Origin of the sequence: Sphingomonas sp. CROZ-RG-20F-R02-07, from assembly GCF_022662335.1 — a bacterium.
Taxonomy (GTDB): Bacteria; Pseudomonadota; Alphaproteobacteria; order Sphingomonadales; family Sphingomonadaceae; genus Sphingomonas.
In genome coordinates, this window is record NZ_JAKNQJ010000005.1 from 129685 (window position 1) to 150996 (window position 21312).

Annotated in this window: 19 protein-coding genes and 1 pseudogene; 10 read left to right on the forward strand and 10 right to left on the reverse strand. The window is 68.0% G+C overall.

What is annotated here, in order from left to right:
* The first annotated feature begins 169 nt into the window (after positions 1–169).
* Positions 170–868: an alpha/beta fold hydrolase gene (locus tag L8H00_RS10035; RefSeq protein ID WP_242097269.1), complete on the forward strand. Its 699-nt coding sequence runs from the start codon at positions 170–172 to the stop codon at positions 866–868.
* Here the strand turns inward: L8H00_RS10035 and L8H00_RS10040 are convergent.
* Positions 853–1323, reverse strand: a pseudogene (locus tag L8H00_RS10040) (MaoC family dehydratase); the annotation flags it as partial. The gene L8H00_RS10035 and the pseudogene L8H00_RS10040 overlap by 16 nt on opposite strands.
* 16 nt (positions 1324–1339) lie before the next feature.
* Positions 1340–1798 (reverse strand): MarR family transcriptional regulator, encoded by a 459-nt coding sequence (locus tag L8H00_RS10045; protein ID WP_242097168.1) that lies wholly within the window; start codon positions 1796–1798, stop codon positions 1340–1342.
* A gap of 82 nt (positions 1799–1880) precedes the next feature.
* Here L8H00_RS10045 and hppD point away from each other — a divergent pair, with 82 nt between their 5' ends.
* The 7 genes from hppD to L8H00_RS10080 all read left to right on the forward strand — a co-directional run bounded on the left by hppD (position 1881) and on the right by L8H00_RS10080 (position 10021).
* On the forward strand, positions 1881–2945 hold the full coding sequence (gene hppD / locus L8H00_RS10050; protein ID WP_242097169.1) for a 4-hydroxyphenylpyruvate dioxygenase: 1065 nt from the start codon (positions 1881–1883) through the stop codon (positions 2943–2945).
* Positions 2946–3131: 186 nt separating this feature from the next.
* Entirely contained in the window at positions 3132–4457 is a 1326-nt protein-coding gene (hmgA, locus tag L8H00_RS10055) for a homogentisate 1,2-dioxygenase (protein ID WP_242097170.1), read from the forward strand.
* A complete protein-coding gene (locus L8H00_RS10060) occupies positions 4454–4831 on the forward strand; it encodes a Rieske (2Fe-2S) protein (RefSeq protein ID WP_242097171.1) in 378 nt (125 codons plus the stop codon). The genes hmgA and L8H00_RS10060 overlap by 4 nt, the downstream gene beginning before the upstream one ends.
* 73 nt (positions 4832–4904) lie before the next feature.
* Positions 4905–5780, forward strand: a complete 876-nt coding sequence (locus L8H00_RS10065; RefSeq protein WP_242097172.1) for an MBL fold metallo-hydrolase — start codon at positions 4905–4907, stop codon at positions 5778–5780.
* A gap of 96 nt (positions 5781–5876) precedes the next feature.
* A complete protein-coding gene (locus tag L8H00_RS10070) occupies positions 5877–7406 on the forward strand; it encodes an MFS transporter (RefSeq protein WP_242097173.1) in 1530 nt (509 codons plus the stop codon).
* A 12-nt stretch (positions 7407–7418) separates the two neighbouring features.
* Entirely contained in the window at positions 7419–8591 is a 1173-nt protein-coding gene (locus L8H00_RS10075) for an HlyD family secretion protein (protein ID WP_242097174.1), read from the forward strand.
* A complete protein-coding gene (locus L8H00_RS10080; RefSeq protein ID WP_242097175.1) occupies positions 8588–10021 on the forward strand; it encodes an efflux transporter outer membrane subunit in 1434 nt (477 codons plus the stop codon). Before L8H00_RS10075 ends, L8H00_RS10080 begins: the two co-directional genes overlap by 4 nt.
* A 28-nt stretch (positions 10022–10049) precedes the next feature.
* On the opposite strand, the gene L8H00_RS10085 is transcribed toward L8H00_RS10080, so the two are convergent.
* Complete coding sequence (locus L8H00_RS10085; protein WP_242097176.1) at positions 10050–10439, reverse strand: four-helix bundle copper-binding protein; 390 nt, start codon at positions 10437–10439, stop codon at positions 10050–10052.
* Positions 10440–10585: 146 nt separating this feature from the next.
* On the opposite strand from L8H00_RS10085, the gene L8H00_RS10090 reads away from it, so the two are divergent.
* Positions 10586–11701 (forward strand): DUF47 family protein, encoded by a 1116-nt coding sequence (locus L8H00_RS10090; RefSeq protein WP_242097270.1) that lies wholly within the window; start codon positions 10586–10588, stop codon positions 11699–11701.
* A gap of 6 nt (positions 11702–11707) precedes the next feature.
* Entirely contained in the window at positions 11708–12700 is a 993-nt protein-coding gene (locus L8H00_RS10095; RefSeq protein ID WP_242097177.1) for an inorganic phosphate transporter, read from the forward strand.
* 20 nt (positions 12701–12720) lie between these two features.
* Here L8H00_RS10095 and phoU read toward each other — a convergent pair whose 3' ends face one another.
* The 7 genes from phoU to L8H00_RS10130 all read right to left on the reverse strand — a co-directional run bounded on the left by phoU (position 12721) and on the right by L8H00_RS10130 (position 21215).
* On the reverse strand, positions 12721–13410 hold the full coding sequence (gene phoU, locus L8H00_RS10100; RefSeq protein ID WP_242097178.1) for a phosphate signaling complex protein PhoU: 690 nt from the start codon (positions 13408–13410) through the stop codon (positions 12721–12723).
* 16 nt (positions 13411–13426) lie between these two features.
* Positions 13427–14299, reverse strand: a complete 873-nt coding sequence (locus L8H00_RS10105; protein ID WP_242097179.1) for a phosphate ABC transporter ATP-binding protein — start codon at positions 14297–14299, stop codon at positions 13427–13429.
* Entirely contained in the window at positions 14296–15138 is an 843-nt protein-coding gene (gene pstA / locus L8H00_RS10110) for a phosphate ABC transporter permease PstA (protein ID WP_242097180.1), read from the reverse strand. Before pstA ends, L8H00_RS10105 begins: the two co-directional genes overlap by 4 nt.
* A gap of 5 nt (positions 15139–15143) precedes the next feature.
* Complete coding sequence (pstC, locus tag L8H00_RS10115) at positions 15144–16100, reverse strand: phosphate ABC transporter permease subunit PstC (RefSeq protein ID WP_242097181.1); 957 nt, start codon at positions 16098–16100, stop codon at positions 15144–15146.
* 63 nt (positions 16101–16163) lie between these two features.
* Positions 16164–17198: a phosphate ABC transporter substrate-binding protein PstS gene (gene pstS / locus L8H00_RS10120; RefSeq protein WP_242097182.1), complete on the reverse strand. Its 1035-nt coding sequence runs from the start codon at positions 17196–17198 to the stop codon at positions 16164–16166.
* A gap of 145 nt (positions 17199–17343) precedes the next feature.
* A complete protein-coding gene (locus L8H00_RS10125; protein ID WP_242097183.1) occupies positions 17344–19041 on the reverse strand; it encodes a hypothetical protein in 1698 nt (565 codons plus the stop codon).
* A gap of 80 nt (positions 19042–19121) precedes the next feature.
* Positions 19122–21215: a M3 family metallopeptidase gene (locus tag L8H00_RS10130; protein WP_242097184.1), complete on the reverse strand. Its 2094-nt coding sequence runs from the start codon at positions 21213–21215 to the stop codon at positions 19122–19124.
* Between the last annotated feature and the right edge of the window lie 97 nt (positions 21216–21312).

Consider the following 21312-nt stretch of genomic DNA (forward strand, 5'->3'; position numbering starts at 1 on the left):
GGGCGGTTCGGGAGCGGTTTCGCAGATCGACCGTTTCCGTTATGGTCGCCCGCCGTCCGCCGGCCCTGGCTTTACACCGGATATCGTTTCGCTGCTCCACGCTCCCGTCGCCATCGGACCCCCGCCGCGCTGGCTCACGCTGGCGGAAGGACCGCGCGCCTTGGCCGAGATGGCCGCGCTGCCGATGGCGGCGCCCTGGCTGGCGCTCGCGCCGCGGGGCGACGGCCACGGCGTACTCGTGCTGCCGGGGTTCGTCGCGAACGACAATGCGACCGCGGCGCTCCGCCGCTATCTGCGTGCGCTCGGCCATGACGCGCGCGGCTGGGAGCTCGGCCGCAATTTCGGTCGGCGTTCGATCGGCCTCGAATCGGAACGGCTGCTCGAACGGCTGGAGGCGCTGCGCGCGGCGACCGGGCGGCCGGTGAGCCTGGTCGGCTGGAGTCTGGGCGGCGTGATGGCGCGCCAGCTCGCGCGCGCGGTACCCGATGCGGTGCGGCAGATCGTGACCCTGGGATCGCCCTTCACCGGCAACCCCTATGCCAGCTCGATCGCGCGGCTCTACGAACGCGTGTCGGGCGACCGGATCGACGACGTCTTCGTCGCCGCGATGCTGGCCGAAAGCCGCACGCCGCCGCCCGTGCCCTCCACCGCGATCTACAGCCATGGCGACGGGATCGTGGCGTGGCGCAACTGCGTCGAGCCGGTCTCCGCCACCACCGACAATATCCGCGTGCGCGGCAGCCATGTCGGCCTGCCGTTCAACCCCGCCGTCTGGTTCGCGGTGGCGGACCGGCTCGCGCTGCCCGAGGATCGGTGGACGCGGTTCGACCGGTCGGGCTGGCGCCGGTCGGTCTATCCCGCCGCCTGAGCGGGCCTGGCCATCATCAGCGCGGCGCGCTCGGTGCGGCACACCACCGCGTCCTGCTGGTTCAGCCCGGTATGGACGAAGGTGACGATCCCCTGGCCCGGCCGCGACGACGATTCGCGCAGCGCCGCCACCATGGTTTCCACGCGGATCGTGTCGCCCGCGAACACGGGATGGGGAAAGACCGTCTCGCGCATCCCCAGATTGGCGACGGTCGTGCCGAAGGTCGTATCTTGGACGCTCAGCCCGATCACCAGCCCCAGCGTGAAGAGCGAATTGACGAGCGGCCGGCCGAACTCGGTGGTCGCGGCATAGGCGTGATCGATATGGATCGGCGCCGGATTATACGTCATCGCGGAGAACAGCATGTTGTCGCCCTCCGTCACGGTGCGGCGGATCTCGTGCACGAAGCGCTGCCCGACCGCGAATTCCTCGAACCACAAACCGGCCATCACGCTCTCCTTTCGCCGGCTCCTAGCGCGGGTGGACGGGCGGCTCCAGCGCGAGCGTCACCGCCTCGATCCGGTGGAGCATCGCGGTGAAGCCCGCCAGCTCGTCGGGGCTGAAGCTGGCGAAGATGCGCCGCTCCAGCTCGATCGCCTTGGGCGCGATCGCGGCGTAGAGCGTGCGCCCGGCGTCGGTCAGCACCAGCCGGTGCGACCGGCGATCGCTGGGGTTCGCCTCGCGCGCGAGCAGCCCGCGCTCGACCAGCGCGATCGCGGCGCGGCTGACCGTCACCTTGTCCATCCGGGTGCGCTGGCCGATGTCGCCCTGGGTGATCCCGCCCGTCTCCGCGACCACCGCCACGAGCCGCCACTCGGTGATCGAAAGCCGGAACAGCACGTCATAGGCGCGCGCGATCGCATCGCTCACCAGATTGGAGGTGATCGAGAGGCGATAGGGCAGGAAATCGTCGAGCACGAGTTCGGTCATGCGGCGATAGTAACCGTTGACACGATCACCGCAAAGGCGCAGGTTCGTATCATTCGATACCAAATCACGGACGGGCAGCGCGATGGACCATATGGACGTGAACCCGATGGGGCTGGACGGCTTCGAATTCTGCGAATTCACCTCGCCCGATCCCGATCGGATGACCGCCCAGCTCGAACAATTCGGCTTCGTCGCCGCCTCCACCCATCCGACCAGGGCGGTCACCCGCTACAAGCAGGGCCGGATCAACCTGCTGCTCAACCGCGAGCCGGGCGGCCATGCCGCGGCGTTCCACGCGGCGCACGGGCCGTCCGCCAGCGCGATGGCGTTCCGGGTGCAGGATGCGCAGGCCGCCTATGACGCGGCGATCGCGCGCGGCGCCCGGCCGGCACCCGCCGGCGCCGCGCTCGACGGCATTCCCGCGCTCGAGGGGATCGGCGGATCGATCCTCTATCTGGTCGATCGCCACGGTGCGGCCGGCTCGCTCTACGACGACTGGAACGCGGTGCCCGGCGCCGCCGAGGCGGAGGCCGCGAACAACGTCGGGCTCGACCTGCTCGATCACCTCACGCACAACGTGAAGCGCGGGCAGATGCGCACCTGGGCCGAATTCTACGGCCAGATCTTCGGCTTCGAAGAGCAGAAATATTTCGACATCAAAGGCAAGGCGACCGGCCTCTTCAGCCAGGCGATGATCGCGCCCGACCGCGCGATCCGCATCCCGCTGAACGAGAGCCAGGACGACAAGAGCCAGATCGAGGAATTCATCAAGGATTACAACGGCGAGGGCATCCAGCATCTGGCGTTGACCACCGACGACATCTTCGAGACGGTCGAGAAGCTGCGCGCGCGCGGCGTGAAGCTGCAAGACACGATCGAGACCTATTACGAGCTGGTCGACAAGCGCGTGCCGAACCATGGCCATGATCTGGAGCGCCTGCGCCGCAACCGTATCCTGATCGACGGCAATGTCGGCGAGGAGGGGCTGCTGCTCCAGATCTTCACCGAGAACATGTTCGGGCCGATCTTCTTCGAGATCATCCAGCGCAAGGGCAACGAAGGCTTCGGCAACGGCAATTTCCAGGCGCTGTACGAATCGATCGAGCTGGACCAGATCCGGCGCGGCGTCATCACGGTCGACGCGTAAGCGTCGGACGATGCGGGCGCGCAGGCGCCCGAGCGAGCCCGGCCGGCGTGGCCCCGCCGCCGCCCCATAGGGCGCGGCTTGGCCGCGACCGATGGGGCTGTGACGATGGCGGTGCGACGCCGGGAAGAGTTTCGAAGGGCCGGCGGTCGCTGGCCGGGATCGGACAAGGTGGGGCAAGAGGATGTCATGACCAATCACCAGACGATCGCCGCCACGCAGGAGACCGCCGGCCCGGGCGGGTATATTCCCGGCTTCGGCAACCATGTGTCGACCGAGGCGGTGGCCGGCGCGTTGCCGATCGGCCGCAACAGCCCGCAGCGGCCCGCGTTCGGCCTGTACACCGAGCAGCTCTCGGGCACCGCCTTCACCGCGCCGCGTCACGAAAACCGCCGGTCCTGGCTGTATCGCATGCGCCCCACCGCCGAGCATCCGCCGTTCGTCCGCTACGACGGCGCTCAGCGGTTCGCCCCCGGCACGACCGACGCGCCGCTGGCGCCCAACCGGCTGCGCTGGGATCCGGTCGCCGCGGCGGCGCCCGGCACCGATCTGATCGACGGCATGACGACGATGCTCGCCAACCGCGATCCCGCCGATCTGGAGGGGGTGGCGCTGCACGTCTATGCGGCGAACGCCGATATGGCGGCGCGCGTGTTCATGAACGCGGATGGTGAGTTGCTGTTCGTGCCTCAGGCGGGGCGGCTGGAATTGCGGACCGAACTCGGGCGGATGATGGTATCGCCCGGCCAGATCGCGCTGGTCCCACGCGGCGTGCGGTTCCGCGCGCTGCTGCCCGATGGCGCGGCGACGGGCTATGTCGCGGAAAATCACGGCAGCCTCTTCCGCCTGCCCGATCTCGGCCCGATCGGCGCCAACGGCCTTGCCAATCCGCGCGATTTCGAGACGCCGGTCGCCTGGTTCGAGGATCGCGACGAACCGACCGAGGTCGTGCAGAAATTCATGGGCTCGCTATGGACCACCACGCTCGATCACAGCCCGCTCGACGCGGTGGCGTGGCACGGCAATCTGGCGCCGTGGCGCTATGATCTGGCGCGGTTCAACACGATCGGCAGCGTCAGCTTCGATCATCCCGATCCCTCGATCTTCACGCTGCTGACCTCGCCCAGCGACGTGCCGGGCCGCGCCAATGCCGATTTCGTCGTCTTTCCGCCGCGCTGGATGGTGGCGGAGGACACGTTCCGGCCGCCCTGGTTCCACCGCAACGTGATGAGCGAGGCGATGGGCCTCATCACCGGCGCCTATGATGCCAAGGCCGAGGGGTTCCGGCCGGGCGGCATCTCGCTGCACAATCTGATGTCGGGTCACGGCCCCGACGTGGCGAGCTGGCAGGGCGCGAGCGCGGCCGAGCTGAAGCCGCACAAGATCGACGGCACGATGGCGTTCATGCTGGAGAGCTGCTGGCCGTACAAGCCGACGGCCTATGCGCTGGACCATGCGCAGCTCGACTATGATGCGGTCTGGGCCGATTTCCCCAAGGCGCGGCTGCCGCGGTGAGCGATCCGCAGGCGGCCGGCGCGCGGCTGGCGGCGACGCCCGCCGGCGTCACGCTCGGGCCGCTCGCGCTGATCGCGGACGGCGCCGCGCGCAATTTCGTGCTCCAGATGCGCGCCGGGCGGTTCCACGGTTTCGTCGTGCGGCGCGGCGACACGGTCGTCGGCTATGTCGATCGCTGCCCGCATATGGGCGTGCCGCTCGCGCAAGCGCTGGACGGCTATCTGACGCCCGATGGCGGCCTGATCGCGTGCAGCTGGCATTCGGCGCTGTTCCGCATCGATGACGGGCTCTGCGTCGGCGGCCCGTGCAGCGGGCAGCGGCTGGCGTCCTGGCCAGTGGGGATCGTGGACGGGATGATCGTCACCCAGGGATGAAGCGGGGCATGCTGGCGATCCGGCGCGGGCCGGATTAAGGCTGCGACAATCCATTCCGTATCGAGGATGTCCGATGCCCCGTTTTCGCCCCCATTTCGCACTCGCGCTCCTGATCGGCGGCGCCGCGATCGCCGGGCCCGTGCCCGCCGGCCCCGCCGCCAAGTCGTTCGCGCTGGGCGCGGTCAAGCTCGTGGCGCTGCGCGACATGGTGAATGCGGTGCCGAACGACGGCAGCGTGTTCGGCAAGAATGTCGGTCCGCAGGCGGTGGCCAAGGTGCTGGGCGCAGCGGGCGCCGACACCGCCACGCTGCCGCTGGGCGTGGATGCGCTGCTGGTCGAGATGCCGGGGCGCATCGTGCTGATCGATACCGGCCTGGGGCCCAAGGTGGGCGGGGCGTTGCCGCGCAGCCTGGCACTGGCCGGCGTTGCGCCCGCGCGCGTGACCGACGTGCTCATCACCCATTCGCACGGCGACCATGTCGGCGGCCTGCTCGCCGCCGATGGCCGGCCCGCCTTTGCGGGTGCAACGATCCACATGGCCGCCGCCGAATGGGAATGGCTGCGCAGCAAGCCCGAGAACGCCGCGCTCGCCGCCGCGATCGGCCCGCGCGTGCGCACCTTCAAACCCGGCGCGGTCGTCGTGCCCGGCATCCGCACCGTGCCGCTGGCGGGGCATACGCCGGGTCATGTCGGCTATGAGATCAGCTCGGGGAAGGAGCGGCTGATCGACATCGGCGATACCGCGCACAGCGCGATCGTGTCGCTCGCCGAGCCCGGCTGGATCATCGGCTACGACAATGATCCGATCGCCGGCCGCGACCGGCGCGAGACGACGCTCGCCACGCTGGCCGCCAGCCACGAGCGCGTCTTTGCGCCGCATTTTCCCTTTCCCGGCATCGGCCGCATCGAAAAGCGCGGGTCTGCTTATGTGTGGACGCCCGAAGTCTAGCAAAAACCGACACTTCCTGTTGCAAGTGCGAAGGCCGCGGGGCAGGCACAGCGGCAGGGCAGGCGCGATGGGCTCCGTCCGCGGCGGAACCCCGACATGGATTTCAGGCAAGGGATCGGGCTGCTCGGCATCGTGCTCGCCGCGATCGCCGCGCAGCTGAACGATCAGGTCCTTTCGATCGCGCTGCCCGATGTGGCGGGCGGCATGGGCCTCAGCATGGATCAGGCGAGCTGGCTGCGCACGCTGTTCGTCACCGGGCAGGTGGTCGGCATGTGCATGGCGCCCTCCCTTGGCATCGCCTTTTCCTTTCGCCGCTTCGCGCTGTTCGCGATTCTCATGAACCTGGTGCCGACGCTGCTGATGGCACTGGGCGGCGGGGTGGCGCCGGTGCTGATCCTGCGGCTGATCCAGGGGCTCGCGTCGGGCTTCACGATCCCGCTGCTGATGACGGTGGCGCTTCGCGTGCTTGGGCCCGAGGTGCGGCTCTACGGCCTGGCGGTCTATGCGATGACCGCGACGCTGACGCCCAATCTGGCGACCAGCTTCGCCGCCCTGTGGGTCGACGGGCTGCGCGACTATCACTGGATCTTCCTCCAGCCGCTGCCCTTCTGCACGCTGGCGGCGGCGTGCGTCTGGTGGGGCATGGAGCAGGAGCCGCCGCAATATGACCGGCTGCGCCGGTTCGACTGGACGGGCGTGGCGCTGGTCGCGGCGGGCTTCGGCAGCCTGACGATCGTGCTGGAACAGGGCGATCGGTTCGACTGGTTCAATTCGCCGCTGATCGCCATCCTCGCGCTCGTCAGCGTCGTCAGCCTGCCGCTGCTGGTGATCGTCGAACGCTATGCCCCGCTGCCACTGATGCGCTTCGATCTGCTGGCGCGGCGCAATTTCGCCTATCCGGTGATCGTGCTGATCGTGTTCCTGATCGTGTCGCTGTCGGCGAGCCAGGTGCCGCTGACGTTCCTCGAGCAGGTGCGCGGGCTGCGGCCGGTGCAGATCCACCAGCTGAGCCTGGGCGTCGCCGCGTCGCAGATCGTGCTGCTGCCGCTCACCGCGGTGCTGCTCGATCACCGCCATGTCGATGCGCGCTGGGTCAACGCGGTGGGCTTCGCCTCCATCCTGTTCGCCTGCTATCTCGATGCGCATGTGACGAGCGCCTGGGGCCCGCAGCAGTTCATCCTGGGCGAGGCGTTCCAGGCCTTGGGCTTTGCCTTCGTCGTGATGCCGCTGCTGATGATCGCCACCAACACGATCAAGCCGGAGGAGGGGCCTTACGGCTCCGCGCTGGTCAACACGCCGCGCGCGGTGGCGGAGGCGATCGGGGTATGGGCGATTGCTTTGATCGGGCGGTGGCGCGGCGAACTGCACCGGGTGCGGCTGACCGACCTGCTCGGACAGAACCGGCTCGTGCTCGAACAGCTGGGCGTCCTGCCCCGCGACACGCAAGGGCCGGCGGCGCGCACGGTCTATGCGGCGCTCGACCGTGAACTCGAACGCCAAGTGACGACGCTGACCACGATCGACACCTATGCGATCATGGGCCTGCTCGCGATCGCGCTGATGATCGCGCTGGCGGTGATCCCCACCCGCACCTATCCGCCGCGCATCGCGCTGGCCAAGCAATGACGGTGAACAGGCATGGCTGACGAACGGCCCGACGACGACAAGCCCGACGCGAAGTCGGATGACGACCAGCAGGACGATTCCTCCGAAGGTCAGGACAAGAAGGACGAGGCCAAGCCCAAGGCGCGCTGGCCGTGGATCGTGGCGGCCGTCGTCGTCGCGGTCTTCGTCGTCGTCGTGCTGCTCATCATCCTGTTGCCGCACGAGAATGTGAAGACCGACGACGCCTATGTGACGGGCCATTACGCGATGGTGGCGCCGCGCGTCGGCGGTCAGATCGCGACCGTCGACGTGGACGACAACCAGCCGGTCCGCGCGGGCCAGTTGCTCGCGACGATCGACGACCGCGACCTGCGCACCACGCTCGATCAGGCCACGGCGAACCTCGCCGCGGACCGCGCGCGCGTGGCGCAGGCCGAGGCGCAGGTCGCGCGCCAGCCCTCGCAGATCCGCCAGGCGCGCGCGCAGGTGGCGAGCAACGGCGCGCGGCTCGGCCTGTCTGATGCGGATGCGGCGCGCTATGCCGATCTGGCGCGCACCGGCGCGGGCACCTTCCAGCAGCACCAGCAGGCCGATACCGATGTGGTGCAGCAGCGCGCGTCGCTCGAACAGGCGCGCGCCGGGCTCGACGCGCAACGCCATACGCTCGACGCGCTGGTGGCGGATCGTTCGGCGGCCGAGGCGCGCGTGAAGCAGGATCTGGCGTCGCTCCGCCAAGCCAAGCTCAACCTCGGCTATACGCGGATCGTCGCGCCGATCACGGGCACCGTGTCGGAACGCACGGTGCAGGTCGGCAATTTCGTGGCGCCCGGTGCGCCGATCCTGATGCTGGTGCCGCTCAGCGACGTGTATGTCATGGCCAATTATCGCGAGCTGGAGTTGCGCCACATGCGGCCCGGCCAATATGCCCGAATCCATGTCGATGCGTATGACATCGATCTGCGCGGCCATGTGGCCAGCCTGCCCGCCGCATCGGGCGCGACCTTCTCGCCGCTGCCGCCGAGCAATTCGACGGGCAATTTCACCAAGATCGTCCAGCGTCTGCCGGTGAAGATCGTGGTGGACCGCGGCCAGCCGCTCGCCCGGCTGCTGCGCGCGGGCATGTCGGTCGAGGTGTGGGTCGACACCAATCTCGACGACGTCGTCGCGGCGCAGCGGCACCAGGCCGGTCGGGTGACCGCGCCATGAGGCGCTGGATCGCGGCGGCGCTGCTGCTCGGCGGCTGCACCGTCGGGCCGAACTTCACGCGACCCCAGGTGGACGCGCCCGCGGCGTTCGGCACGACCGCGGCCGACGTGGCGAGCCGCACCGTGGCGGGCACGGTGGACATACGCTGGTGGGACTCGTTCCGCGATCCCGAACTGAGCAGCCTGGTCGATCGGCTCGGCAAGCAGAATCTCGATCTCCAGGCGGCGGCCGAACGGATCGCGCAGGCCCGCGGAGAGCGCGACATCGCCGCGTCGCAGGGGCTGCCGCGGCTGAACGGGCAGGGCCAATATCAGCGCGAGCGGATCAGCCCCAACGGCACCGCCTCGCTGACCGAGCCCGCGCCCGGCGCCCCGCTCGAGTTCAACCTGTTCCGCACGATGCTGAGCGCGGCGTGGGAGCTGGACCTGTTCGGCCGCGTCCGCCGCGCGGTGGAGGCGGCGCGCGCCGACACCGAAGCGGCGGTCGAGGCACGCCATGGCCTTGCGCTTTCCGCCATCGCCGATCTGGCGCAGACCTATTGCCAGCTCCGCCAGCTTCAGGTGGAAGAGGGGATCCTGCACCGCAACCTCGCGCTCGCCGACCAGCGGCGCGCGCTGGTGCGGCGCCGGTTCGCGGACGGTGTGGCGACCACGCTGGAGGTGGCGCAGGTCGATGCGCAGGGTCTCGCGATCGCGCAGGATCTGCCCACGCTTCACGCGCAACAGGCGCGGCTGGTGAACGCGATCGGACTCTTGCTCGCCGAACCGCCGCGCACGCTGGCCGCCGAGCTGAACGCACCGGCGATGCAGCCGCTCGTACCGCCCAGCGTTCCGGTGGGGCTGCCCGCCGATCTCGCCCGCCGTCGGCCCGATGTCCGCGAGGCGGAGGCGCGGCTGCACGCCGCCACCGCGCAGACCGGCGTCGCGGTCGCGTCCTTCTATCCCGACATCAGCCTGGCCGGCAATTTCGGCTTCGAGAGCCTGCATCTCGGATCGCTGTTCGATGCCGATTCGCGTGCCTTCATGGCCGGGCCGTCGATCGACCTGCCGATCTTCGAAGGTGGCCGCCTGAAGGGCACGCTGCGTATCCGCCAGTCGCAGCAGCGCGAGGCGGCGATCCAGTTCCGCAAGACCGTGCTCCAGGCCTGGCACGACGTGGACAATGCGCTGACCGCCTATGCCGAGGCGCAGCACAGCCGCGCCGCCGCGGTCGCCACTTCGCAGGCCAATGCCCGTGCGCTGGCGGCAGCGGATCAGCGCTACCGCGACGGCGTCACCACGCTGCTGGATGTGATCACCGCGCAGGAAGGAGTATTGCGCAGCGAGGATTCGGTCGCGCAAGCGCAGGCGCAGATGGCGCTTCGCCTGATCGACCTCTACCGCGCGCTGGGCGGCGGGTGGCAGGCGGTTCCCGACCCAACCACCCGCTGACCGGTCACCCTCCGACCGAACTCCGCGCTCAGCCGAGGGCGGCGAGCGCCGCCTTGCAGTCGTCCGCGCATTCGGCGCACATCTCGGCGCAGAGTTTGCAATGCGGGTGATCGTGCTGGCTGCATTCGGCGGCGCAGAGATGGCAGGCGCGGATACAGGCCTCGAGCGCCGCCCGCAGCATATCGACGTCCTGCCCGGTCTGCCGCACCACCAGCCGCGCGGTCGCGGTGCACATATCGGCGCAGTCCAGGCAGGTGCGGATGCACTGCGTCATGTCCATCGGCTCGGCGAGGCAGGCGTCCGCGCACGACGTGCACATCAGCGCGCAATAAAATGCATGCTTAGCCGCCTTGGCGCGGGTTTCGTCCGGCGCGTCGCCGGCATTCGGATGGAGCGCCATCATCTTCTTGATCGACATCGTCGCTGTTCCTCGTTGCGTCCCAGACCGAACGGCCGGGGCGTGGCGTGGTTGCGCGCGGCGCCGCGCGATGCGCCGATATTGCGTATATCCTCTTCACGCGCGTCCGCCCGGCACCTAGGTTCGGGCGGACGGGAGCGAGAATCATAGGACAAATCGGTGCCTTACCCTATCGGGTTGACGCGGAGGGCCGCGCCGAGGTGATGCTCATCACCTCGCGCGATACGGGGCGGTGGGTGCTTCCCAAGGGTAATCCGATCGCCGGTCTGGCGCCCCACGAGGCGGCGGCGCAGGAGGCGTATGAGGAGGCCGGAGTCCGCGGCATTCCGTGCCCGACCGCGATCGGCGAATATACCTATGTGAAGCGACGACGCACGCGGGGCGACCGCGATCTTGTCGTTGCCGTCTATCCCTTTGCCTTTGTCGAGCAACTGGCGGATTGGCCCGAGCGCGCCCAGCGCGTGACGCGCTGGTTTTCGCTGCCGGATGCAGCCGATGCGGTGGACGAACCCGATCTGAAGCGGCTGATCGCCGGCTTTCGCGAACCGCCGATGCCTGTTTCGCTGGCTGAGCGCGTGCTTCCCGCGGTACGGACGGAGGCGACGAGGAGGGTGCCGTTGCTGGGTTGGTTTCAGGCGTTGATGCCCAAACAGGGGCGGTTTTTCGAACTGTTCGACGCGCATGCCGCGACGCTGGTGGCGGGTGCCGCCGCGCTCGCCCGGCTGATCCATGGCGAGGGCGAGATCGCCACGCAGATCGCCGCGATCGTCGCGCAGGAACATGCCGCCGACGACATCACCCGCGACGTGCTCCAGGACGTGCGCCGCATCTTCGTGACGCCGTTCGACCGCAGCGCGATCACCGACCTGATCGGGGTGATGGACGATGCGATCGATCAGATGAACGGCACCGCCAACGCGGTGGCGCTCTATGAGGTGACGGAATTCACGCCGCAGATGCGCGACATGGCCGCGATCGTGGTGGAGGCGGCGCGGATCACCGCCGAGGCGATCCCGCTGCTCCGCTCGCTCGGGCCCAATGCGGCGCGGTTGCACGATCTGACCGCGCGGCTGATCCGGATCGAGGGCGATGCCGACGACATCCACGATGCGGGCATGAAGGCGCTGTTCCGCCAGTCGCGCGGCGGCGATCCGATGGACTTCCTCGTCGGGCGCGAAATCTATGCCAGCCTCGAAAAGACGATCGACCGGTTCGAGGACATCGCCAACGCGATCCAGGGGCTCGTCATCGATCATGCGTGATCGGCCATGATCGCGTGGCCGCTGCTCGTCGCGCTGATCGGCGTGGCGCTGTTGTTCGATTTCCTGAACGGCATGCACGATGCCGCCAATTCGATCGCCACCGTGGTGTCGACGCGCGTGCTGAAGCCGCATCATGCGGTGTTGTGGGCGGCGTTCTTCAACTTCATCGCCTTCGCGGTGTTCAAGCTGAAGGTCGCGCAGACGCTCGGCACCGGGATCATCGCCGCCGATCTGGTCGATCCGCAGGTGATCTTCGCCGCGCTGATGGGTGCGATCCTCTGGAATCTCGTCACCTGGGTACTCGGCATCCCCTCCAGCAGCAGCCATGCGCTGATCGGCGGCCTGATCGGCGCAGGCGTCGCCAAGGCGGGGTTCGCCGCGGTGATGTGGGGCGGGGTGATCCCGACGATGCTCGCGATCATCGTCTCGCCCGCGGTGGGGCTGGCGCTCGCTTTGGTCCTCGTGCTTGCGGTGGCCTGGGCCTGCATCCGGATGACGCCGCTCGCGGTAGACCGGCGGTTCCGCCGGCTCCAGCTCGTCTCGGCCGCGCTCTATTCGCTGGGGCATGGCGGCAACGATGCGCAAAAGACGATGGGGGTGATCGCCATCCTTCTCTATTCGCAGGGAATGCTGCACGGCGCCTTCCATGTGCCGCTCTGGGTGGTGCTCGCCTGCCAGGCGGCGATGGCGCTCGGCACGCTCTCGGGCGGGTGGCGCATCGTCCACACCATGGGATCGAAGATCACGCGGCTGACGCCGCCCCAGGGCTTCTGCGCGGAGACGGGCGGCGCGATCGCGCTGTTCGCAGCCACGCATTTCGGCATTCCGGTGTCGTCGACCCACACCATCACCGGCGCGATCGTCGGCGTCGGGTCGGCGCGGCGATTGTCGGCGGTGCGCTGGAACGTGGCGAGCGGGATCCTCGTCGCCTGGACGCTCACCTTGCCCGCCGCCGCCGCGATCGGCGCCGCCACCTGGTGGCTGGCGGAGTGGCTTTGAACGGCGGGGAAGGGCGGCGCCTATTCCGCGTGGCGGTCGGCCAGTTCCTCGCCGGTGGCCGCGAAATAGACCAGTTCCGCCAGGTTCGTCGCCTGATCGCCGACGCGCTCCAGGCTCTTGCCGACGAACAGCAGATGCGTCGACGGGCGGATGATCGCGGGATCCTGCATCATCGCGGCCAGCAGGGCGAGGAACAGACGGTTGTAGAGATCGTCCGCTTCCCGGTCGCGCGCGCCGACCGCACGGGCAGCCTCGATGTCGCGCGCGGCGAAGGCGTTGAGCGCCTGGCGCATCATGTCGAGCACCGCGCGGCCCAATTCGGCGAGCAGGCGCATCGGCTCGCCGACATCGGCGCGGTCGATCGCCGGGATCCGCTTGGCGATGGTCTTGGCGTAATCGCCGGTGCGCTCGACGATGCCGGCGATGCGATAGGCGGCCAGGATCTCGCGCAGATCGTCGGCCAGCGGCGCACGTTTGGCGATCAGCGTCACGACCTGCTGGCCGACCCGCGCCTCCAGCGCGTCGATCGCCCGATCGTCGGCGACGACCTGTTCGGCCAGCGCGACGTCACCCTTGGCCAGCGCATCGAGCGCGTGCGCGAGCGCAGCCTCGGCGAGGCCACCCATCTCGGCGATCAGGCCGCGCAGCTCGCGCAGCTCGTCGTCGAAGGCCGAAACGGTGTGCCGATCGGTGAAATCGTTGCCGGTCATTGCAAATGATCCTCGCTCAGCCGAAGCGGCCGGTGATATAGTCGCGGGTGCGCTTCAACTGCGGCCGCGCGAAAATGTCCGCGGTGGGTCCGAATTCGACCATCTTGCCGAGGAACATGAACCCCGTGTGGTCGGACAGACGCGCCGCCTGCTGGAGATTGTGCGTGACGATCACGATCGTCAGGTCGTTCTTCAGCTCGAGCAACGTCTCCTCCAGCCGCGCGGTGGAGATCGGATCGAGCGCGGAGGCCGGCTCGTCCAGCAGCAGCACCTCGGGCTCGACCGCGATGCCGCGCGCGACGCACAGCCGCTGCTGCTGCCCGCCCGACAGGCTGAGTCCCGAAGCGGTCAGCTTGTCCTTCACCTCGTCCCAGAGCGCGGCGCGTTTCAGCGCGCGCTCGACGATGCCGTCCATGTCGGTGCGCGAGGTGCGCTGGTGGAGCCGCACGCCGAACGCCACATTGTCGTAGATCGACATCGGGAAGGGCGTGGGCTTCTGGAACACCATGCCGACGCGCGCGCGCAATTGCGCGAGATCGATCGCGGCGCTGGCGATGCCGGCCTCGTCGCCGTCGCGCGTCTTCAGCCGTGCGATCGACGCCCGGTCGGCGAGCACGTCTTGGCCGGCAAGCAGGATCCGCCCGACCGCGTGCTGGTTCGGATAGAGTTCGTACACGCGGTTGAGCGAGCGCAGCAGCGTCGACTTGCCGCAGCCCGAGGGGCCGATCAGCGCGGTGATCCGGTTCTTCTCGACCGCCAGGTTGATCCCGAACAGCGACTGCGTCTTGCCGTAGAAGAAATCGAGGTTGCGCGTTTCCAGCACCAGCCGGTCGGCGGGCGGCTGCGTGATGCTCGCCTCTTCGGACGAGGGTGCGAGCGTATCGGTCATGCGCGGGTCTTCTCCCGGGCGAGGACACGCCCGACGATGTTGATGAGGAGGACGGCGGCTGCGATCAGCAGCGCGCCGGCCCAACCGAGCTGGCGCCAGTCGTCATAGGCGGACAGCGCGAACTGGAAGATCGTGGTCGGCAGGCTGCCCATGGGCTGCGTCACGTCGAGCGAGAAGAAATTGTTGCCGAGCGACGTGAAGAGCAGCGGCGCGGTCTCGCCCGAGATGCGCGCGAAGCCGAGCAGCGCCGCGGTCAGCAGGCCGGCGCGCGCGGCGCGCCACACGATCCGCCGGGTGACGAACGCGCGGGTGGCGCCGAGCGCCATCCCCGCCTCGCGCAATGCGCTCGGCTGGAGCAGCAGGATGTCTTCGGTGGTGCGCGTGACCACGGGCACGGCGAGGATCGCGAGGGCGACGGCGCCGGCGATGCCGGAGAAATGGTGCAGTGTGTTGCGCACGAGCAGTTCGTAGACGAACAGGCCGACGAGGATCGACGGCGCCGACAGCAGCACGTCGTTCATGAAGCGCACGACATAGCCATAGCGCGTCTTGCCGCCATATTCGGCGAGCCAGGTGCCCGCCATCACGCCGACGATCACCGCGATCACCATCGCCATCAGGCACATGACGATCGATCCGGTGATCGCGTTGCGCAGGCCGCCGGGCATCCCCGGCGACGGCTGGTCCATGGTGAAGAGGTGGAGGCTGATCCCGCCGATGCCCTGCGTGGTGAGCGACCACAGAATGAGCGCGAGGCCGGTGAGCGCGACGAGCGTCGCCGCGCCGCACAGCACGACGAACAGGCCGTTGACGAACCGACGCCAGAAGAAGCGCGACATGGCGGTCAGATCCTCTGCGCGCGGGCGAGGAGCGCCCGGGCGGTGGCGAGCACCGCGAAGGTGATAAAGAACAGCACCAGTCCCATCGCGATCAGCGCGGAGGTGTGCATGTCGCTGGTCGCTTCGGCGAATTCGTTGGCGATGGTGGAAGCGATCGTCGATCCGCTGTCGAAGAGCGAATGCGGGAAGCCGTGCGAATTGCCGATGATGAACGTCACCGCCATCGTCTCGCCCAGCGCGCGGCCGAGACCCAGCATGATGACGCCGATCATGCCCTGGCCGACATAGGGCACGGTGATCGACTTCATCACCTCGAACGAGGTGCTGCCAAGGCCATAGCCCGCCTCGCGCACGCCCGGCGGCACGGTGAGCATCAGCTCGCGGAACACCGCTGCCATATAGGGCAGGATCATGATCGCCAGGATCGCCGAGGCGGTGAAGATGTTGGCGCCGTTGGGCACGCCCTGCACCAGCTTTTCGATCCAGGATCCGGGCGCGGCGGACATCATCAGCGGCGTCTGCACATGCGCGGCGAACCAGGGTGCGAAGACGAACAGCCCCCACATGCCATAGACGATCGAGGGGATGCCCGCGAGCAGCTCGACCGCGATCGCGATCGGCCGTGCGAGCCGCGGCGGGCAAAATTCGACGAGGAAGATCGCGACGCCGAGCGCCAGCGGCAGCGCCATGGCGAGGCTGAGCATCGCCGTCACGAGCGTGCCGACGATCGGGCCGGCGGCGCCATAGATCTCGTCGACCGGGTTCCATTCGCTGTGCGTGAGAAAGCCGAAGCCGAACGTCTTGAGCGCGGGCCAGCCGCCGATCGCAAGGCTGATGACGACGCCGGTCAGCGTGCACAGCAGCAGCGTGGCGGCCGCCGCGCACAGCCAGCGGAACAGGGCATCCGCACTTTCGCTGGTCGCAGCGCTGGAGGCGCGGCGGGTGGCCATCGTCGACGTCACGTTCAAATCATCCTTCAAGAGGCCCGGGCGGGAACGACGCGTTCCCGCCCGATGCCGGTCGCCTTAGTTGGCGGTGTAGACCGGCTTGCCGTCCGCGGTGACCGAGGTCACCCACTGTTTGCGCATCTGCGCCTTCACGGCGGCAGGCAGCGGCACGTAATCGAGCGAGGCCGCGGCCTGGTCGCCCGACTTATAGGCCCAGTCGAAGAACTTCAGCACCGCGGCGCCCTTCGCCGGATCGGTCTGGTTGCGATAGAGCAGGATGAACGTCGCGCCGGTGATCGGCCAGGCGTTCGCACCCGGCTGATCGAGCAGCAGCAGATAATTGCCCGGCGCCTGCGCCCATTTGGCGCCCGCGGCGGCCGCGCCGAAGCTGGCGGCGACGGGGGCGGGGAAGCGGTTCGCCTTGTTCGCGACCAGCGCGTAGGAGGCGTTGTTCTGCTTGGCATAGGCATATTCGACATAGCCGATCGAACCGACCGTCTGCTTCACGAACGCCGAGACGCCGTCATTGCCCTTGCCGCCGAGGCCGGTCGGCCACTGCACGGAGTCGCTCGCGCCCACCTTGCTGGCGAACTCGCCGTTCTTCATCGACAGATAGCTGGTGAAGAGGAACGAGGTGCCTGACCCGTCCGAACGGTGGACGACGGTGACGGGCACGTTAGGCATGCCGAGCTGCGGGTTGAGCTTGACGATGCGCGGATCGTTCCAGCGCGTCACCTTGCCCAGATACATGTCGCCCAGGATCTCGCCGGTCAGGCGCAGGCGGCCGGCGCGCAGGCCGGGCAGGTTGATGATCGGCACGACGCCGCCGACCACCGTCGGAAACTGGTAGAGGCCGGCCGACTGGAGTTCGGCGGGCTTCAGCGGCTTGTCCGAAGCGCCGAAATCGACCGTCTTGGCCTTGATCTGCTTGATGCCGCCGCCCGAGCCGATCGCCTGATAGTTGAGGCGACCGCCGCCCATCTTGCCGTACATTTCCGCCCAGCGCGCATAGAGCGGCGCGGGGAAGGTGGCGCCGGCGCCCGACAGGTCGGCGGCGATTGCGGTGCCGGCCAGCGCGAGGCCGCCGACCGCGAGGGTGATGGTCTTGAACATTGTTTTATCTCCTTGAGGCGACCTCTACATCGCGCGATGGTCTGCAATGCGACACTTTGATTACGCTTTTAAGACAGCGGATTTTTGCGGCAGCCGTCCGAAGCCTGAAAAAAAGGGGCCGCTCTGAAGAGCGGCCCCGATGCGATCAGAACGGGTAATAGCGGAAGCTGAGGAAGCCGATATCCTGCTCCGCCTCGGGCGCTCCGCCGACGCCGGCGAAGGTGTGGCGCGAAGTGTGGCTATACTGCGCGCCGACCTGCGCACGGCCCCACGAACCCTGATAGAGACGCTGCCAGAAGCCGACCTCGACCTGGCGGATCGAGCGGGTGTTGCCGTTGCAGACGCTCGAACCTTCGGTCAGGCAGCCCGTGTTGGTGTAGAGCGGGTTGCCATAGCCGTAAGCCAGACCGGCCGCCGTCGTGTACGAACGCTGGCTCGTGACCTCTTCGCCCGCGAAGCCGAACACGTCGAGCTTCTTGGTCGGATGGGTGATGATGCCGGCGAGCAGCATATATTCGTCGAGCGGCGCGATCGAACCGTCGGGACGGAACGTCACGTCGGGCAGCTGCGAGCTGCCGTAGCGGCCGATGCCCTTGCCGGCCATGCCCGAGAATTGCGCGTCGATCGCGCCGGGCACGATCTGCATCGCGATGCTGCCGCCGCCCGAGAAGCCGGACGTGTTGTAGTTGCCGCCGGTGACCCGGTCGCTGAACTCGCGATAGAGGCCGAAGCCCTCGACGTGCAGCGTGCGCTTGCCGATCTTGGTCTCATAGGCCGCCTTGGCGACGATGTCCGGGATGTGGTTGATCGACAGCGAGTTGGCCGAGTTGAAGCCCGACGCCCCGGTGCCGTTGTACACCAAGGTGCCCGGCAGGGAGGCCGCAGTGCCCACGGAGCCCGCGGTCGTGCCGGCCGGCGTGCCGGTGGTGTAGAAGGTGGTCTGCGGGTTTTCGGCCGACAGCGCCAGCCACAGATGCTTGTCCATGAAGTCGCCGGTCACGCGGACCTGCGGCGTGCGCGTCCAGGCGAAGCCGGGCACGTACTGCGCGTCGATACCCAGCGGCAGCACTTCGTTGCGCGGGCTGATGCCCTTTGCGTTCATCGTCACCAGCGACCAGTTCTGACCGGCGAGCAGGTGCAGATCGCTGCCGCCCGCGAGCGCCCAGTCGATCGTGCCGTACAGGTTGCGGATGCGCGGATTGTACGAGTTGCTCTCGTTCGAGTTCGCGGTCTGTGCCGCGCCCTGGAAATCGAACTCGCCGTACATCGACAGGCGGACGGTCTTGGACGCATTGCCCTCGGCGAGCAGTGACACGCGGCTCTGGCGCGCGGTGAAGCGCGTTTCGCTGGTATGGCCGAGGCGGCTGTTCGCGAACGGGATCGCGTTGAAGCCGGTGGCGATGTCGCTTTCCTGGTTGTGGTCGCGGTAGACGCCGGCCAGTTCCACGAAGCCGCCGGGCGTCAGCTGGATGCCCTTGTAGCCGATATGGTCGGGATGCTCGTCCTTCTCGACGCGGCGGCGAAGCTCGTCCTGCGCAGCGGCGAGCTGCGAGGTTCCGGTGTCGCTGCCCTGCTTGGCGGAGATGGCGGCCACCTCGGTCTCGGTGGTCGCGGCCTGTGCCTGGGCGGTGGCGACCTGCGCCTGGACCTGGCTCTGGGTCGCGGTCTGTTCGGACAAGCGCTGGCGCAGGTCCGCGATTTCGGAACGCAGTTCGTCGATCTCCGCCTTGGTGGCGGAGGGTGCGGCGTGCGGATGCGCACGGTGATGCTGCGGCGCGGCGAAGGCCGGCACGGCGGAACCGGCGACGGCAGCCGTCGCCAGCAGAATGGATCGAATCGTCATGTCATTGCCCCAGTTACTGGCTCCCGGCCGACTCGGCCTAGGACAGTTCGATGACAGGTTTGTGACGGTCGATCCGGGCCTTATTCCGCGCCTGCAGCAAGGCCGCGATGGACGAGCATCGGGCCGATCTCGGGGTCCTTGCCGTAGAAGGCGCGGAACATCGTGGCGTAATCCTGGGTATGGCCCTGCGACAGGATCAGGTCGCGGAAGCGCTGGCCGTTCGCGCGCGTCAGGCCGCCATGCGCGCGAAACCAGGCGAACGAATCATCGTCGAGCATCTCGGTCCACAGATAGGCGTAATAGCCCGCCGCATAGCCATTGGCCCAGATATGGAGAAAATAGCTGGAGCGGTAGCGCGGCGGCACGTCGGCGGTGTCGAGCCCCATCGACGCGAGCGCCTTCGCCTCGAACGCATCCACATCCTGCTTGGGTGCGCTCGCGGGCAGCGAGTGCCAGTCGAGATCGAGCGTGGCGGCGGCGACGATCTCGCCCAGCGCATAACCCTGGTTGAACTTCGCCGAATTCTTGATCTTGGCGACCAGTGGTTGCGGCATCGACGCGCCCGTCTTGTAGTTTTTCGCGTAGTTGGCGAAGACCTTCGGGTCGAGCGCCCAATGTTCGTTGAACTGCGACGGGAACTCTACGAAGTCGCGCGCGGTGTTGGTGCCCGAAACGATCGGATAGGTCTGGTTGGCGAACATGCCGTGCAGCGCATGGCCGAATTCGTGGAACATGGTCGTCACGTCGTCGAAGCTGATGAGCGCGGGCTGGCCGGCGGCAGGCTTGGTGAAATTGGCGATGTTGTAGATGACCGGCTTGGTGCCGAGCAGCTTCGACTGGCCGACCCAGTTCGACATCCACGCGCCGCCATTCTTGTTGTCGCGCTTGAAATAGTCGAAATACATCAGTGCCAGTTCGGAACCATCCTTGTCATAGACCTGGTAGACCTTAACGTCGCTCTGATAGACGGGGATGTCGGTGCGCTGCTTGAACGTCAGGCCATAGAGCTGGTTGGCGGCATAGAAGACGCCGTCGGTCAGCACGCGGTTCAGCTCGAAATAGGGCTTCACCTGGTTCTGGTCGAGATCGTATTTCGCCTTGCGCACCATCTCGGCATAATGCTCCCAGTCCCAAGGCTTGAGCTGGAACGACTGGCCGCTCGCCGCGATCACCTTCTGGATCTCGGCGGCCTCGCGCTTCTGTTCGGCCGCGGTGGCGGGGACGAGCTGCTTCATGAAGTCGGACGCGGCCTCGGGCGTCTTCGCCATCTGGTCGTAGAGCGTATAGGCGGCATAGTTGGGATAGCCGAGCAACTGCGCCTTTTGCGCGCGCAGCACCGCGATCTGCGCGATCGTCGCGCGCGTGTCGTTGGCGTCGCCCTTTTCCGCGCGCGTCCAGCTCTGGTCGAACAGCCGCTCGCGCGTCGCGCGATCCTCCAGCGGCTGGAGCGCAGGCTGCTGCGTGGTGTTCTGGAGCGGGATCACATATTTGCCGTCCTTGGCCGCGGCGGCGATCTGCCCCGCGTCGAGCCCGGCGAGCTTGGCCTTGTCGTCCACCACCAGCGCCCCCGCCTTGGCGGCGGCGAGCAGCTTCTGCTGGAATCCCGTCTCCAGCGTCGACAACTCGGTGTTGAGCGCGCGCAGCTTAGCCTTGTCGGGATCGGACAGGTTCGCGCCGGCATGGACGAAATTGCCGTAATAGAGCGTCAGCACCTGAAGCTGTTCGGCGCTGAGCCCCGCGGTGGCGCGCGCGTCATACACCGCCTTCACGCGCGCGAAGAGTTTGGGATCGAGAAAGATGGCGTCCTGATGCTGCGCGAGGCGCGGCGCCTCGGCCGCCTGCACCCTGTCGAGCGTGTCGTTGGTGTTGGCCTGCACCACGCCGAAGAAGATCGTCGAGGCGCGATCGAGCAGCCGGCCCGAACGCTCCATCGCCTCGATCGTGTTGGTGAAGCTGGGTGCGGCGGGATCGTTCGCGATGCGCTGCATCTCGGCGATCTGCGCGGCCATGCCCGCCTCGATCGCGGGCTGGTAATCGGTGTCGCGGATCGCGTCGAAGCGCGGCGCGTGGAACGGAAGATCGCTTTGCACCATCAGCGGATTGGCGCGCGGTGTCTGCGCGGCAGCGGGCGCACAGGCGAGAAGGGCGACGGTGCCGAGCAGGATCGAGCGCATGAAGGTCCAGTTCGCTAAAGGAGCTATGGATCGAGCGTGACGGATCGGGCGCGCCGGATCAAGGGGTGGGGTGAAGCGGCTGGCCATTCGCGATCGC

What these genes read in the sequence shown, in the direction of transcription:
- L8H00_RS10035 (WP_242097269.1), top strand. Translation starts at nt 170, where the DNA reads ATGGCCGCGCTGCCGATGGCGGCGCCCTGGCTGGCGCTCGCGCCGCGG.
- L8H00_RS10045 (WP_242097168.1), bottom strand. Translation starts at nt 1,798, where the DNA reads ATGACCGAACTCGTGCTCGACGATTTCCTGCCCTATCGCCTCTCGATC.
- hppD (WP_242097169.1), top strand. Translation starts at nt 1,881, where the DNA reads ATGGACCATATGGACGTGAACCCGATGGGGCTGGACGGCTTCGAATTC.
- hmgA (WP_242097170.1), top strand. Translation starts at nt 3,132, where the DNA reads ATGACCAATCACCAGACGATCGCCGCCACGCAGGAGACCGCCGGCCCG.
- L8H00_RS10065 (WP_242097172.1), top strand. Translation starts at nt 4,905, where the DNA reads ATGCCCCGTTTTCGCCCCCATTTCGCACTCGCGCTCCTGATCGGCGGC.
- L8H00_RS10070 (WP_242097173.1), top strand. Translation starts at nt 5,877, where the DNA reads ATGGATTTCAGGCAAGGGATCGGGCTGCTCGGCATCGTGCTCGCCGCG.
- L8H00_RS10075 (WP_242097174.1), top strand. Translation starts at nt 7,419, where the DNA reads ATGGCTGACGAACGGCCCGACGACGACAAGCCCGACGCGAAGTCGGAT.
- L8H00_RS10080 (WP_242097175.1), top strand. Translation starts at nt 8,588, where the DNA reads ATGAGGCGCTGGATCGCGGCGGCGCTGCTGCTCGGCGGCTGCACCGTC.
- L8H00_RS10085 (WP_242097176.1), bottom strand. Translation starts at nt 10,439, where the DNA reads ATGTCGATCAAGAAGATGATGGCGCTCCATCCGAATGCCGGCGACGCG.
- L8H00_RS10095 (WP_242097177.1), top strand. Translation starts at nt 11,708, where the DNA reads ATGATCGCGTGGCCGCTGCTCGTCGCGCTGATCGGCGTGGCGCTGTTG.
- phoU (WP_242097178.1), bottom strand. Translation starts at nt 13,410, where the DNA reads ATGACCGGCAACGATTTCACCGATCGGCACACCGTTTCGGCCTTCGAC.
- L8H00_RS10105 (WP_242097179.1), bottom strand. Translation starts at nt 14,299, where the DNA reads ATGACCGATACGCTCGCACCCTCGTCCGAAGAGGCGAGCATCACGCAG.
- pstA (WP_242097180.1), bottom strand. Translation starts at nt 15,138, where the DNA reads ATGTCGCGCTTCTTCTGGCGTCGGTTCGTCAACGGCCTGTTCGTCGTG.
- pstS (WP_242097182.1), bottom strand. Translation starts at nt 17,198, where the DNA reads ATGTTCAAGACCATCACCCTCGCGGTCGGCGGCCTCGCGCTGGCCGGC.
- L8H00_RS10125 (WP_242097183.1), bottom strand. Translation starts at nt 19,041, where the DNA reads ATGACGATTCGATCCATTCTGCTGGCGACGGCTGCCGTCGCCGGTTCC.
- L8H00_RS10130 (WP_242097184.1), bottom strand. Translation starts at nt 21,215, where the DNA reads ATGCGCTCGATCCTGCTCGGCACCGTCGCCCTTCTCGCCTGTGCGCCC.